The sequence below is a fragment of the Leifsonia shinshuensis genome (assembly GCF_022606355.1).
In the GTDB taxonomy this organism is placed as follows: Bacteria; Actinomycetota; Actinomycetes; order Actinomycetales; family Microbacteriaceae; genus Leifsonia; species Leifsonia shinshuensis_B.
On sequence record NZ_JAHHZQ010000003.1, the window covers coordinates 734,550 to 749,053 of the forward strand.

Annotated in this window: 12 protein-coding genes; 3 read left to right on the forward strand and 9 right to left on the reverse strand. The window is 70.6% G+C overall.

The window, feature by feature from the left end; genetic code table 11:
* Positions 1 to 76: 76 nt before the first annotated feature.
* The 4 genes from KNO15_RS15025 to KNO15_RS15040 all read right to left on the reverse strand — a co-directional run bounded on the left by KNO15_RS15025 (position 77) and on the right by KNO15_RS15040 (position 4,161).
* Positions 77 to 784 (reverse strand): helix-turn-helix transcriptional regulator, encoded by a 708-nt coding sequence (locus KNO15_RS15025; protein ID WP_241704581.1) that lies wholly within the window; start codon positions 782 to 784, stop codon positions 77 to 79.
* Positions 785 to 825: 41 nt separating this feature from the next.
* The gene (gene arfA, locus KNO15_RS15030; protein WP_241704582.1) at positions 826 to 2,334 is read right to left on the reverse strand and encodes an arabinosylfuranosidase ArfA; all 1,509 of its coding nucleotides are present in this window, start codon (positions 2,332 to 2,334) and stop codon (positions 826 to 828) included.
* Between the two features lie 84 nt (positions 2,335 to 2,418).
* On the reverse strand, positions 2,419 to 3,450 hold the full coding sequence (locus KNO15_RS15035) for a LacI family DNA-binding transcriptional regulator (RefSeq protein WP_241704583.1): 1,032 nt from the start codon (positions 3,448 to 3,450) through the stop codon (positions 2,419 to 2,421).
* 111 nt (positions 3,451 to 3,561) lie between these two features.
* A complete protein-coding gene (locus KNO15_RS15040; protein WP_241704584.1) occupies positions 3,562 to 4,161 on the reverse strand; it encodes a TetR/AcrR family transcriptional regulator in 600 nt (199 codons plus the stop codon).
* Positions 4,162 to 4,656: 495 nt separating this feature from the next.
* Here KNO15_RS15040 and KNO15_RS15045 point away from each other — a divergent pair, with 495 nt between their 5' ends.
* Together KNO15_RS15045 and KNO15_RS15050 are read left to right on the forward strand one after the other, a co-directional pair.
* Complete coding sequence (locus KNO15_RS15045) at positions 4,657 to 6,546, forward strand: dienelactone hydrolase family protein (RefSeq protein ID WP_241704585.1); 1,890 nt, start codon at positions 4,657 to 4,659, stop codon at positions 6,544 to 6,546.
* A 272-nt stretch (positions 6,547 to 6,818) separates the two neighbouring features.
* Complete coding sequence (locus KNO15_RS15050; protein ID WP_241704586.1) at positions 6,819 to 7,304, forward strand: FBP domain-containing protein; 486 nt, start codon at positions 6,819 to 6,821, stop codon at positions 7,302 to 7,304.
* Between the two features lie 165 nt (positions 7,305 to 7,469).
* Here the strand turns inward: KNO15_RS15050 and KNO15_RS15055 are convergent, their stop codons facing one another.
* From KNO15_RS15055 to KNO15_RS15065, 3 genes are all read right to left on the reverse strand, one after another.
* Complete coding sequence (locus tag KNO15_RS15055) at positions 7,470 to 8,345, reverse strand: septum formation family protein (protein ID WP_241704587.1); 876 nt, start codon at positions 8,343 to 8,345, stop codon at positions 7,470 to 7,472.
* A 152-nt stretch (positions 8,346 to 8,497) separates the two neighbouring features.
* Positions 8,498 to 9,466: a nucleoside hydrolase gene (locus KNO15_RS15060; protein WP_241704588.1), complete on the reverse strand. Its 969-nt coding sequence runs from the start codon at positions 9,464 to 9,466 to the stop codon at positions 8,498 to 8,500.
* Between the two features lie 24 nt (positions 9,467 to 9,490).
* Positions 9,491 to 10,891 carry an MFS transporter gene (locus KNO15_RS15065; protein ID WP_241704589.1) on the reverse strand — a complete coding sequence of 467 codons (1,401 nt, stop codon included), beginning with the start codon at positions 10,889 to 10,891 and terminating at the stop codon, positions 9,491 to 9,493.
* 149 nt (positions 10,892 to 11,040) lie between these two features.
* Between KNO15_RS15065 and KNO15_RS15070 the strand changes: the two genes are divergently transcribed.
* Positions 11,041 to 11,826 carry a GntR family transcriptional regulator gene (locus KNO15_RS15070; RefSeq protein WP_241704590.1) on the forward strand — a complete coding sequence of 262 codons (786 nt, stop codon included), beginning with the start codon at positions 11,041 to 11,043 and terminating at the stop codon, positions 11,824 to 11,826.
* A 106-nt stretch (positions 11,827 to 11,932) separates the two neighbouring features.
* Here KNO15_RS15070 and KNO15_RS15075 read toward each other — a convergent pair whose 3' ends face one another.
* On the reverse strand, positions 11,933 to 13,516 hold the full coding sequence (locus KNO15_RS15075) for a GMC oxidoreductase (RefSeq protein WP_241704591.1): 1,584 nt from the start codon (positions 13,514 to 13,516) through the stop codon (positions 11,933 to 11,935).
* Positions 13,513 to 14,460, reverse strand: coding sequence for a sugar phosphate isomerase/epimerase family protein (locus tag KNO15_RS15080; RefSeq protein ID WP_241704592.1), 948 nt, complete (start codon positions 14,458 to 14,460; stop codon positions 13,513 to 13,515). Before KNO15_RS15080 ends, KNO15_RS15075 begins: the two co-directional genes overlap by 4 nt.
* Positions 14,461 to 14,504 lie beyond the last annotated feature (44 nt).

Genomic DNA, 14,504 nt, shown 5'->3' on the forward strand with positions numbered 1-14,504 from the left:
GGGCCGTTCGACCCCGCCATCCAGACTGCGGCGGCCGGGCGACACCGTCCTGTCGGTGTTTACGAGCGGACGGCGTTCAGGCTTGATCGTCGCCGAGCCGGAGGCTGCGGACCTCCCCGTACGCGATGTCGAGCTCCGCGATGGTGAGGGCGCGGCGGGGCGGGCGCTCGCCCGTGGTCTCCACCGAGGCGATCCGGTCGCCGCGGAAGGCGCGGATCCCGTCGCGCAGCCGGCACCAGGCGATGAGATACCAGTCGCGCCCCTTGCCCACGTAGCCCAGGGGCTCCACCTCGCGCTCCGTCTCGGTACCGGCGCGGTCGCGGTAGACGATCCGCAGCACGCGTCCGGAGCGCAGCGCGCCGTCGAGGCCCGCCACGACCTCCGCCGCCCGGCCGTCGTCGAGGAGGTGGATGCGTGCCGCCAGCTCCGCCGTCTCGCGGAGCTTCGGCTCGTCCATCACGGCGACCACTTTGCGCAGCGCGGAGGCGGCGGACGTCGCGAACGGACTCGACGCCAGCATCCCGAGCGCCGTCGTGACGGCGAGCGCCTCGTCGACGGTGAACCCGAGCGGGGCCAGGGTGTGCGCGCGGTCGATCGTGTACCCGCCCGTCCTTCCGGACTCCGCCCAGATCGGCACGCCGGCCTGCTGCAGGGCGGACAGGTCCCGCTCGATCGTCCGCGAGCTGACCTCGAAACGCTCGGCGAGCCACCGGGCGCTGCGCGGGCGCGGCGCGACGGCGCGGAGCTCCTCGACCAGTGCGTAGAGACGGTCGGTGCGGTTCACGCCTCGACTCTAGACGGCGGCCCGGGTCCCGCCCGCGTCGCTCACCCCAGCGACACCGCCGTCCACGACACCGGCGGCAGTTCGACGCGCAGGACGCCATCGGCGATCGAGACCGCGGCGGCGCGCGGCGCCACCCGCTCGCGGTCCTCGAGCGTGTTCTTCGCGTTCACGTCGTCGTCGGTGAGGGTGTGCGACTCGAGGACGCCCACGTCGCCGAGCGCGCTGATGTCGGCGATCACCGTGATGGGCTCCGTCACGCTCCTGTTCACCAGGAACAGGGCGGTCCGCCCCGACTCGGGGTCGTTCGTCGCGACCGCGTCGACCAGCGGCACCTCCCCGTAGACGGCGGTGGAGTGGGTCGGGCTCTCGATCGGGATCCGGAGCGCCTCGCCGCGGGCGAGCCGTGAAGTGATCGAGAACGGGAAGAACGTCGTCTGCCGCCAGGCGGGGCCTCCCGGCTCTGTCATGATCGGCGCGATCACGTTCACCAGCTGGGCCAGCGACGCGCTCGTCACCCGGTCGGCGTGCTTGAGCAGCGAGATCAGCAGGCTGCCGAAGACGACCGCGTCGGCGACCGAGTACACGTCCTCCAGGAGGCGCGGCGCGACCGGCCAGTTGTCGATGCCCTCGATCTTGTCGACGCCCTGCCAGCGGTCCATGTACCAGACGTTCCACTCGTCGAACGAGAGCTCGATGGTCTTGTCGCTTCCGCGGACGGCTTTCACGTGGTCCGCCGTGACGACCACCGACTCGATGAAGCGGTCCATGTCGGTGGAGGACGCCAGGAAGCTGTCCAGGTCGCCGTTGCGCTCCTGGTAGTAGGCGTGCAGCGAGATGTAGTTCACGTCGTCGTACGTGTGGGTGAGCACGACCCGCTCCCACTCGCCGAACGTGGGCATGGCGGCGCCCGACGAGCCGCACACCACCAGCTCGATCGACGGGTCGAGCTGGCGCATCCCCTTCGCGGTCTGCGCTGCGAGCTTGCCGTAGTCGTCGGCCGAGCGGTGGCCCAGCTGCCACGGGCCGTCCATCTCGTTGCCGAGGCACCAGATGCGCACGTCGAACGGCGCCGTTCGGCCGTTCGCGACGCGGCGGTCGCTGAGGGTGCTCCCGCCCGGCACGTTGGCGTACTCGAGCAGATCGATCGCTTCGAGCGTGCCCCGCGTCCCGAGGTTCACGGCCATCATCAGGTTGCTGCCGACCTTGTCGAGCCAGGAGGCGAACTCGTGGAGACCGACCTCGTTGGTCTCGGTCGAGTGCCAGGCCAGGTCGAGACGCCGCGGCCGGTCTTCGCGCGGACCGACGCTGTCCTCCCAGCGGAACCCGGAGACGAAGTTGCCCCCCGGGTAGCGGATGGTGGACACACCGAGCTCCTTCACGAGCTCGATCACGTCGCGGCGGAAGCCCTCGCCGTCGGCTTCCGGGTGGCCGGGCTCGTAGATGCCGTCGTAGACGTGGCGGCCGAGGTGCTCGACGAACCCGCCGAAGAGGCGGCGTCGCACGGCGCCGATCGCCGAACGCGGGTCGATGGTGAGGTGTGCACTGGTCATAGGGCTTCTCGTCGCTCTCCAACGTTGTAGGTAAACGTTGTAGAGAATATCGAGCGGTCCGGGTCCCGTCAAGGACGGGCCGGGTCAGGCGCCGCTGCCTCTGGCGCCCGCCGTCGCCGACTCGCGCTCGACGATGCGGAAATCGGCGAGCAGCAGCCGGGGCGGCCCCGCGGCCTCCGGCGCGGTGATCCGCTCCAGGAGGCGCCCCACCGCCGAACGGGCGATCCAGGCGCGTCCCGGATCGACGCTCGTCAGCGAGGGGATGGAGTACTCGGCCTCGTCGACGTCGTCGAAGCCGATCACGGCGACGTCCTGGGGAACCCGGAGGCCGGCCTCGTCGAGCGCGCGCATCGCCCCGAACGCGAGGGCGTCGTTGAACGCGAAGACCGCGTCGAAGGCGACGCCCGTCTCGATGAGAGTCCGCACGCTGGCCGCGCCGTTGAACCGATGCCACGGATCGGCGTAGGTGATGAGGTCAGGGTCAGACGGGATCCCGGCCTCCTCGAGCGCCTCCCGGTAGCCGCGCAGCCGGAGCCCCGCCGAACCCACGACCTCGCCGCGGTGGGCGCCGACGACCGCGATGCGACGCCGAGCCGACCCCAGCAGGTACCGGGTTGCGGCCTGGGCGGCCTCGACGTTCCGCATGGTCACGTGGTCCACGTTCTCATCGAAGATCCGCTCGCCCAGCAGCACGAGCGGGTACGGCACGTCGAGCCGCGACGCGTCCTCCTGCCCCATGCCTCGGGCGCTGAAGATCAGACCGTCGGTGAGTTTCCGCCGCGGGCTCTGCAGCAGTTCCAGCTCCCGCTCCCGCTCGCCCCCGGTCTGCTCGACGAGAACGGCGAAGCCGGCGCTCTCGGCCTCCGCGATCACGGCGGCAGCCAGCTCGGCGAAGTAGTTCAACGCCAGATCGGGCACTGCGAGCGCGATGGCGCCCGTGCGGCCCGACCGCAGGTTGCGGGCGGTCAGATTCGGCGTGTAGCCGAGCTCGGCGATCGCCTCCTCGACCCGGGTGCGGGTGGCCGGACGGATGTGGGGGTAGTCGTTGATGACGTTGGAGACCGTCTTGATCGAGACCCCGGCCCGCCGGGCCACGTCGTGCAGCGTCACCGCCATCGCTCCCCCTCCACGGGCCGCAGGTTTTACAACGTTATACCACCCGTGATCCGCGCGATCTCGGGGCGACGGGAACGGCCGGCGCAGCTGCCCCCGTCCGCTCCGCGCGGCCTACCCTCGCGGGCGGTCCGGCGGCAGGAAGGTGACCGCGGTCGCCGTGTCGCCTGCGCCGCCGCCGTAGTCGATCGTCGCGTCCAACTCGGCGGGCATGGGCATCCGGATCGCGGTCCGGACGATCCTCAGCGCTCCGCGGGCGAAGAACATGTCGACGTCCTGTTCGCTCGCATCGGTGAGCTGGCGCACCCGCGCGACCAGGCGTGTCATCCGGACTCGGCAGATCCGCTCGATCTCGTCGTCGGCGCACGCCGCGGCCCACGCCTGGAGCTGGAACTGAAGGACGGACTCGTCGGCGAGGAGGTGCGCGTACGCCGCACCCAGGGCGGCCAGCGTCAGCGTGCCACCGGTCGCCCCGGCCTCCTCCTCCAGCTCGTCGATGGTCGCCTCGATGAGGTCGTGACAGAGCTCGACGCACTCCACGAACAGGGCGTGCTTCGAGTCGAACAGCTGGAAGAGGTACGGCTGCGAGACGCCGAGCCGCTGAGCGACCTGGGTCATCGAGGTCCCGACGTATCCCGCATCGGCGAAGACGCTCAGCGCAGCGCGGGTGGCCAGCGGCCGCCGATCGGCAGCGGACATTCGCTCTCGGGCCATGGAGACAAATCTAGCGGAGTCCGCAACTTAGTTAGCAGCCACTAAGTAAGGCCATCCGGCGGTGCGCTGCACATTTGTTCGCACGAAGATCAGCCGGATTCCGCGGATCACTGTGGTCGATCCGCACAATTGTGCAGTCCTCCACGGCGAGAACCGCTCCGGGTTCTCGCTAGCATCTGGCTATGTCGAGCGATTCGGAGCTCGACAGCACCCTGGTGATCGACCGTGACGTGGCCGTTCGATCGACCGAGGGCCGGACCGTGCGCGGAGACCTGCATCCGCGTCCACCATTCCGAGGCCTCCACGGCCGATCCACGTCGGCTCGGTCTCGGATAGGGGAGACAGCTGCCGATATCAGCTGTCTCCCCGACCCTCGGCCCCCTGGGGATGGGCACGGGCGCAGCCGCCCACGTGCCCGCTGTCCGCCCGGAACGGCGAACACGCGCGACCTCCGCTGACCGGTCGACCGGCTCAGTCACACAGAAAGAAGAAGCAGTGACGCTCACACCACCTCCGACATCCCCCACAGCCACCGCCCGCCCCGCACTGTTGCGCCGCGACGGGGTCTGGGTCATCATCGCGCTGGCGCTCTGCCTGATCTCCGCGGTCGGCGCCTTCTTCGTCCAGACGAACGGCGCCACGGTCGCGGTGAAGGATCTGCGGTGGGAGACCGCGTCCGGCATCGAGATGAGCGCCCTGCTCTACAAGCCCGACTCGGCCACCGCCACCGCCAAGGCGCCGGCGGTCGTGGTCAGCCACGGCTGGTGGAACAACCGCGAGATGCAGGACGCCAACTACGTCGAGCTCGCCAAGCGCGGCTACGTCGTCGTCTCGATCGACATGTACGGCCACGGCGACTCCGGTCCGCTTCCCCTCGGTAAGGAGGCCGACGCCGGGACGGGCATGTACGACGCCGTCAAGCTCGTCGCCCAGCTGCCCTACGTCGACCACAGCAGGATCGGCGTCACCGGCCACTCGAACGGCGCCAGGGCGGCCAACTTCTCCCTGATGATCGACAACACCGCGAAGTCTCCGCTCATCGCCGCGGCCCTCCTGGTCGACAACGAAGGCTTCTACACCGACCTGAAGGACCCGAAGAAGTACGTCAACAACTACGGCTCGCGCGACGTCGGGATCGTCGCGGACCAGTACGACGAGTTCTTCTTCCGCAGCTACGACGCCACCGGTAGGGAGCTCACCCCGCCGCGCGAGTTCATCCACACGCCCAACGCCCAGTCGTTCCTGGAGTTCGGGAGGAACCCCTCCGGAGCGCAGCGCACCGCCGCGACCTACTACACCTCGACCGTCGACGGGCGCGACGCCTTCCGGGTGATCTACACGCCCGCCCAGACGCACCCCTGGGGTCCCTTCTCGAAGCAGACCACCGAGTACACGATCGACTTCTTCCAGCGGGCGTTCGGAGCGCCCGACCCCATCGCGGCCGGGTCGCAGACCTGGCAGTGGAAGGAGCTCTTCAACGCCGTCGGCCTCGTCGGCTTCGGGATCTTCCTGGTCGCGTTCGCCAAGCTCCTCCTCGCCACGCGCCCCTTCGCCGCCCTGCGCGCGACCGGTCCACTCGAGCTCAGGGCGAACACCCGCCGCGGGCTGTTCTGGTTCTGGGGCGCGCTCGTCGTGTCGGCCCTGTTCTCCGCGTGGAGCTACATCGCCCTCAGCCAGTGGAGCGCGATCCAGGGCGTCGTCTTCAACGCGGTGCCCACCTGGATCCCGCAGGGCGCGCCGTTCTTCATCGGGCTGTGGTCGGCGATCAACGGTGTGTTCGCCATCATCGTCATGACCGTCTCGTATCTGCTGTTCGGCCGCAAGAACGGGCAGGACCTGCGTGCGGTGGGGATCCTCCCCGGCTGGCGACGCTTCTTCCACGGGATCGGGCTGGGCGCCGTCGTGGTGATCGCGGCGTTCTCCATCGTCTTCGTCGTCGACTACTTCTTCACGACCGACTTCCGGCTCTGGGTGCTCGCGGTCAAGGCGTTCACCCCCGACAAGATCGGCATCGCGCTGCTCTACCTGCCGCTGTTCCTGATCTACTTCTTCGCGAACTCGGTGGCGATCAACGGCTTCAACCGCTTCACCATCCGCGAGAAGGAGTGGGTCAACACGGCACTGCTCGCCGTGTTCAACGCGCTCGCCCCGGCGATCCTCGTCCTCGTGCAGTACTGGACCTTCTTCGCGACCGGTGACCTGATCCCCGGTTTCGGCGGCATCTTCAGCATCTGGCTCTTCCCGGTCATCGTGATCCTCGCCGCCGCCGCGGTGATCACGAGGAAGATCTACCGGGCGACCAACAACCCGTACATCGGCGGCTTCATCATGGCGGCGACCGTCACCATGATCTCCGTCAGCAACACCCTGACAGTGGCCAGCTAGTCCGCGAGCCCCGCCTCAGCCGAAGCGGCGCCGGATGACCTCATCCGGCGCCGCTTCCGTCTTCGCCCCCTGCACCGAGGCGTAGACTGCCGTCCGTGGATCAGTTCGTCTCAGCCCCGCGATCGGGGCGTCTGGAGGTCGTCGGCGTCATCATCGCCGGCGCGAGATAGTCCTGTCTCCCCTCTCGTGATCCCGCGCTCCGCGCATCCTTCCGGGCCGTTCGTCGTGCCCGCGCGCCCTGCGCACCCTTCAGACAGACAGGACATCCACCCATGCTTCCCCTCACCGACCCGCAGCTCCGCTCCTCCTTCGTGAACGCCTCCCAGCGCGAGCGCAAGGAGCTCACCCTCCCCGACCTGGACGCCGTCCGCTGGGACGACATCGACTACCTCGGCTGGCGCGACCGCAAGAACCCGAACCTCGGTTACGTCGTCGTGGAGGTCGACGGCGGACCCGTGGGCGTCCTCCTGCGCACGGCGGAGGGCGGCGTCCGCAGCCGGCCGCAGTGCTCGTGGTGCGAAGACGTCCACCTTCCCAACGAGGTCGTCTTCTTCATCGCCAAGCGCGCCGGAGCGGCCGGCCGCAAGGGCGACACGCTCGGCACGCTCGTCTGCGCGGAGTTCCAGTGCTCGGCCAACGTGCGCAAGCGGCCACCGCTCGCCTACGTCGGATTCGACGTGGAGGCCGCACGCCTGCAGCGGATCGAGGCGTTGCGAGAGCACGTCGGCATGTTCGTGCGGAGGGTGACGGCGGCCTAGAGGAGGGCCGTACCAGGGCCGGTCGCCGAGCCGGCCGAGGGCCTCAGCGCGCAGCCCCGCGCAGGGTCCCCTCGGTCCGCTCGACGGCCGGGTCGCGCACGGCGCACACGATGTGGCGGTCGCCCGTCTTCCAGGACTCCTCCGCAGGAAAGTAGAGATTCAGGTTCAGCTTCGAGGCCTCGCGGCGATTCCGAGGAATTCGGCCATCGGGCCGGAACACTGCACGGTCGCCAGTCTGCTGACCTCCTCCTCGCCCGGATACGCCGCCGGCACGGCCTCCCCGGTGAGCTCGCCGACGTAGAAGACCTCTGCGCGATGGGGTTCGTCGCACGGCACGATGATCGGGGTCTTGCCGTAGTCGATCACCGCGTCCTGCCGCACGTCCTCATCCAGACACTCGCCGACGACGGGAGCCTGCGCCGTGGCGGCCGCCGGGCTCGGGCGGCCGCCGATCAGACCGACGGCCGCGATCACGACGACGACCGCTCCGGCCGCCACGAACGGCCACACGAGTAGCAGCAGCCGCTGCCCGACCCGGAGCTGGGTGAGGTGGCGCGCGAGGGTCGGGATCGTGCCGATGGCACCGAGGAGCAGACCGATCCCGATGTTCCAGAACAGCGCCTGGCGCATCGACGGCGAGGTGAGGTATCCGTCGCCGAACGACCTCCAGAACCCGGGGTCCGCCAGCACGGCGACGCCTGCGTCCGAGCCGCTGTAGCCGCGCACGGCGGCAGCGGTGTGCCCGACGACCACGCCGGCGATGACCGTGCCCACCACCACGATCGAGACCGCGACTCCGCCTCGGGTCGACACCGGCCCGCCCGAGCCGTAGCGGAAGAGCAGACAGGCCAGGATCCCGACGCCGAACGGGATCACAGAGCTCATCCACCCGAGCTGCGAGAGGAGCAGCCAGGCGCCGACGCCCAGCGGGACGACGAGGAGCGACAGTGCGAGGCCGCGCCCGAAGGTCCCGCCTGCCGCGTGCGCCTGTCTCGTCCTCTCGTCCCACCCGTCGGGTCGCCAGTCGCGTGGTCCACTCATGGAGTCAGGACTATGCGCGGGGCGTGAACGTCCGGTGTCCCCCGGCTGCACAGGCTGCCAACCGGGCGGGGTGGAGCAAGCGGAGGACATCGGCGGCGAACGGAGGAGATCGGCCCGTGATGAGGCGCGATCTCCTCCGTTGCCGACAGGCGTCAGCGGACGGGGGACGCCGTTCTGCCGAGGATGCGCTCGAGCAGCTGCGGGGCGAGCGGCTCGGCCACCTCCAGGACGACCCGCACCGTCGCACCCTCCCGGTCGACGGGGCCGAGCCGCTGACCGCGCAGGTCGCAGACGGTCTGGCCGCGGCCGGGTCCGTCGGTGGTGTCCACCTCGACGGGCACGGCGGGCGCCACGGTCGCGACCGCGCCCCCGACCGCGAGAGCCGCGGCCAGCGGGTCGTGCAGCGCTGAGCTGCGCCGGCCGTAGACGTCGACGTAGAAGTCGAAGTAGTGGTCCAGCATGCCGCCCACCGCCACCGCGAGCGGATCGCCGGAGGCGACGAGGGCATCCCGGTGCTCCTCCTCGAAGGTCTGCTCCATGGTGGCGTCCAGCGGCACGAGCACGACCCGCCAGCCGGCGGCGACGTGCAGGGCCGCCGCCTCCGGGTCGTTGCCGATGTTCGCCTCGGCGACCGGGGTGATGTTTCCGGGCACCAGGGCCGCCCCGCCCATCGTCGTCACGGCCGCGATGCGCCCGGGCAGCGACGGATCGCGCTGGAGGGCGATCCCGAGGTTGGTGAGCGGGCCGACCGTCAGCACCTCGAGCTCGCCCGCGTACTCGTGGGAGAGGCGGATGAGCATGTCGGCGGCGTCCTCGGCGACCGGACGGACGTCGGTCGCCGGAAGGGCGATGCCGCCGAGGCCGTTCTCACCGTGCACGTGCGGCGCTCCCCCGTGGAACGGGTGCGCGAGGTGGTCGTGCGCGCCGACCGCGACCGGGATGTCGGTGCGGCCGGCGAGCGCCAGCAGGCCGATGGTGTTGTCGGCGGCCGTGGCGGAGCTCACGTTGCCGCTGACGGTGCCGATTCCGACCAGGTCGACCTCCGGCGAGGAGAGCAGGTAGGCGAGGGCGACGGAGTCGTCGATGCCGGTGTCGCAGTCGAAGTAGAGGGGGCGGGCCATGGTGTTTCCTTTCCTGGGGGCGCGTCAGGAGCGGCGCGGGACGATGAGGAGGCTCGCCAGCAGGGCGAGCACGGTGATGCAGACCGAGATCCACAGGGCGACGGAGTACCCGCCCGCCGTGCCGGCCGCTGCGAACGGGGCGACGATCCCGATGCCGAGGCTGGCACCGATGCCGAAGGCGGCACCGTTGAGCCCGGGGAGGGCGGCGGGAGCCTCGGCCGGCGACTGCACGACGCCGAGCCCGTTGATCGTGGTCAGGACGAGTCCGTTGTACGTCACACCGAGCAGGGCGATCATAGCGAACACCGTCCAGAGGTTCTGCGGCAGCAGGGCGATCACGACGAGCGCCAGGATGCACAGCACCATGCCGACGCGCAGCACGGGGATCCAGCCCCGGCGGCCGGCGAGCCAGCCCGACAGCGGTGCGGACACCACGCCGATCAGTGCGGGCGGGGCGAGGAACAGCAGCGCCCCCGTGGCCGCGTCGAGTCCGAAGCCGTGCTTCGCGTCCTGGCTGAGCAGGACGACGGTGAAGTTGATGACGGCGAAGACGCCGGACAGCGTCAGGACCGTGGTCGCCAGCACCGGCCACACCTGCCGCGAGCGCAGGTGCTCGATGGCGATGAGCGGCGTCAGCCGGCGCTTCTCGATGAGCCAGAACGCGATCACGAACACGATGCTGCCCGCGAGGTAGCCGAGGGTCACCGGCGCCAGCCAGCCGGCGGAGGAGCCGTTGGACACGAAGTAGGTGATGGTGATGAGGGCCAGTGAGAGCGCGGCGGCGCCCCACCAGTCCATGCGCCCCGCCGACACCGCGCGCGCGGTCTTCGGCACCACCAGTTGCACGCAGAGCAGGGCGACCAGTCCGACGAGGAAGATCACGACGAAGATCGAGCGGTAGCCGAACGTGTCGGCGAGGAGGCCGCCGAGGTAGCCGTCGACACCGCCGACGCCCCCGTTGACCGCGGTGATGACGCCCAGCGTCGTCCCGAACACCTTGGCGGTCATCGACTCGCTGAGGATGACGTACGACAGCTGGAAGGCGGCGCTCGACGCGCCCTGCAGCACCCGGCCGACGAGCAGCCAGGTGAGGTTCGGCGCGAACAGGCAGACCAGCGTGCCGACCGACAGCAGCGCGAGGACGATGAGGAGGGCGCGCTTGCGGCCGATGAAGTCGCTCCAGCGCGAGAGCACGACTCCCCCGACCGCTCCGGCGAGGAAGAACAGCGAAGAGACCTGCGACACGGCTCCGACGTTCTCGCCGAGCGAGCGGGCGATGTCGGGCAGGGCCGGCGTGATCATGCTGGCGTTGAGCTGATACGAGAGCACGCCGAGGATGAGCGTCGCGACGAGGCCGACGGCGCGGCCTCCTCGCAGGGTCGGAGTGACGGCGGCGTTCGCGCTGTCGACGGCTGGGATGTTCACGGGGAGACTCCTTCGTCTTCGGGATCGGGTTCGTCGTTGGGATCGGGACGATCGCGGTCCGATGTTATACCTCTTCGGTACGACATGTGCACTCCATCGTTCCGTGGTTGAATTGGTCGACCCTCCGACGACCGACAAGGAGCCAGCCGATGCCCTCCCCGGACGACTTCTTCGCACGGCCGATCACGACCGCCGTCGGCCAGCCGCTGCGCGTCGCGGTCTACTCGCGCATCGCCGAGGGCATCCGCGACGCGGTGTTCCCGCTGGGTTCAGCGCTGCCGCGCGAGACCGAGCTCGGCGCCGCGCTGGGCGTCAGCCGAACAGTGGTGCGCGAGGCGCTCATGCTGCTCGAGGAGGACGGCCTGATCGTCACGCGCCGCGGTGTCGGCCGCTTCGTGGCGGAGGACATCCCCCGCGTCGGCCTCGAGGAGCTGCGCCCGTTCGAGCAGGCGCTCGCCGACCAGGACGGCACGGTCACGGTGCGGCCCATCGAGTTCGTCATGCAGTCGTCGACAGACTTCACCTCCGCGCACCTGGGCATCGACGCGGAGGCGAACACCTGGTTCCGCGAGAGCATCCTGGAGCGGGACGGCGAGCCCGTCGCGATCGTGCAAGAACACCTGGCCGCTGGACGCTACCTCTCCGACATCAGCCCGGCGCTCTCCGCGAGCCTGCAGGACGCTGCGACGGACCAGGCCACACTGCTCGCCGCCTTGACGGAGCGCTGCGGCCCGCTGTTCGGCGGCGGCGTCTGCCAGATCACGGCCGGCGTCGTCGGAGCGACGCGCGGAAAGCTGCTCGACCTCGACCCGGGCGACCCCGTGCTCATCCTCACCCAGGTGGCCGCCGTCGACGGCAGGCCCGCCTACCTCGCCAAGTGCATCGTCTCGGGCCGCGTCGGACAGCTCTCGATCGTGCAGGCCTCGTCGCTCTGACCCGTTGCGCTACGTCGTCCGCACCCGGCGATCGCGCGGCGTGCTCCCACAACGCGGAGGGCGGGGAAGCCGCGTCGGCTTCCCCGCCCTCCACGCGCCCCGACCATCACGCCACGGCCGGGACCTCCGCCAGCTGGCCGTCCCGCTCCCGCAGCTCCGCCAGCTCGCGCGCCAGCTGCGACGCCGCGCGCCAGGCGAGCGCCACCGTGGTGAGCGTCGGGTTCGCCGCCGTCGCGGTCGGGATGACCCCGTTGCCCCCGACGTAGAGGTTGTCGACGCCCCACACCCGCAGCAGAGGATCGCACACCGAGTCGCCGTCGTCGGCGGCCCCCATCCGCACCGTTCCCTGGTAGTGCAGGGACGAGCCGCCGGCGGCCAGCTCCGGTTGTTCCATGGGCGTGCCGATCCGGCCGGCACTGCGCAGCGAGTTCTGGCGCATCTGCTCGATCGTCGCCAGGTCCTTCTCGGTGCGCGAGTAGTGGATGGTCATCCTCGGCATGCCGTAGAAGTCCGTCTCCGTCTCGCTGAACTCCACCGCGTCGCCGAACTGGATGTCCTTCGCCGCGTACCAGGCGAGCACGCCGAGGCGGGCCGTCGCCGCCTCGTCCATCCCCGGCAGCTTGTACGCGGAACCGGCCAGCGAGATCACGCCGCCCTGCATGGGGCGCGCGTCGGAGAACGGAACGATGACCGACCCGATCGATCCGGCGTCGACGGTGTACGCGGCCGGGTCGAACTCGTCGCTCAGCGTGAGCATCGTGGCCATCTGGTAGTGCTCGTTGAGGTGGTGCCCGAGCGCGCGCGGCCGCACGCCGGACGCGAACAACACCTGCGGCGTGCGCAATCCGTCGGCGCACACGACCACGAAGCGGGCGCGGACACTGCGGCGCTCGCCGGTACGGCGGTCCTCCAGCTCGGCGCCGACGGCCACGCCGCCCTCGACCAGCACGCGGCGCACCAGCGTCTCGGAGCGGAGCTCGAAACCGGGGACCGTGGCCTCCAGGTCGCCCAGGATCACACCGGTGCCCGAGAAGCGCAGGCGCGCACCGTCCCAGTGCGTCGCCGTCGGCATGTACGACGTCGGCGTGAGGCCGGGGCCGTCGAACTCGCCGGCGATCGCGTCGCGCAGCGCCCGGAGCAGTCCGCTGCCCCCGTTCGGCGGGGTGTGCACGCCGAGAAGGCCTTCCGCGTGGCTGAGGGCCGCATCCAGCTCCTCGGCGGGGAGGAAGGGGATGCGCTCGGACTGGTGCGGGCGCGGGCATGAGGTGCCCCAGTGGATGCCCATCCCGCCGACCCCGCTCGACATGCTGGCGGCGGGCAGGCCGACGTCGCCGTCGGTCAGCGTGGGGCGCGGGTCGACGAAGAACAGGCCGGGCAGGATGGTCTGCCGGAACTCCAGGCTCGGGTCGATCCCGGGGGCGATGTCGGACAGCGCCGCCGCCCGCTCGATGCCCGCGTCCGGCCCCTGGGTGAGCAGCTGGACGGCGAGTCGATCCTCCTCCGTCATGTTCTGGGTGTGGTCGCCGCGCGTGCCCGGCACGGCCGGCCCGACCTCGACCATGAGGATGCGCGCGTCGGGGAGCGCGTCGCCGATCGTGCGCGCGTACGTGGAGCCGGCCGGGCCGGAGCCGACGATCAGGACGTCGACGGTCTCCGTCGCCTCGGCGGCCGTGGCCTCGGCGGCGCTCATCGGGCGACCTCCTCGACAGCGGCGGCCGCCACCTCGAGCACGCGGGCGCTCTTGGCCCACGGGTCTCCGCCGGAGCCCTCGTACTCGACGGTCAGCGGGCCGTCGTAGCCCACGGCCGTGAGGAGGCCGAGCGCACGCGCCAGGTCCACCGGCCCGACCGCTCCGTCCGCGTCCACGGTGTGGGCCTTCACGTGCACCAGCTCCGCGCGCGGAGCGAGCGCCTCGATACCGGCGTAGAGCGAGGTCAGGTCGACGGAGGCGAAGAGCTGCTCGGGGTCGACCGGCTCGCCGTCCTGGCCTCCGAAGAGCAGCGCCATGGTCGGCAGCAGCAGTGCGTCGAAGTTCCCGAGGTCCAGCAGGAGTCCGAGGTGGTCGTGACCGACGGCGTCGAGCAACCGCGTCATCCACACCGGGTCGCTGCTCGGGCCGCCGTGGTTCTCGACCAGCAGCCGCGCACCGCGTTCGCTCGCGTACGCACCGAGGTCGCGCAGGGCCTCCACGAGGTAGTCGGGGAGGTCGTCGCGGTGGTGCTGGGCCATCGGCGAACCCGGGTTCACCCGCACGAAGCGCGAGCCCATGGCCGCGAACCGGTCGATCCAGCGCTGGAGCTCGGCGATGTCCGCGCCGCGCTTGGCGGGGTCGGGCTCGAGGAGGTCGCCCGCGTCGATCGCGACGTTGAGCAGCGTGACGCCGGTGTCGCGCAGGGCCGCGGCGAAGCGGTCCAGCTCGGGATCGTCCAGGCCCGCGAACTGGAAAGCGACGGTCTCGATCGCGTCGACGCCGAACGCGCTCTTCGCACGGGCGGGGAACTCCGACAGGTCGAGATCCTTGGTGAACGGGAACGAGATGTGCACGTCACGGCCGGACGACGGGTCGACGAAGGTGAAGTCGACGGGTCCGAGCTGCTCGCGCACGCTGTAGCTGGAGACGGACAGGGTGTTCATTCGATGGTGCTCCTCGGCGGTGCTGGTGAGTGGATGGTGCTGGT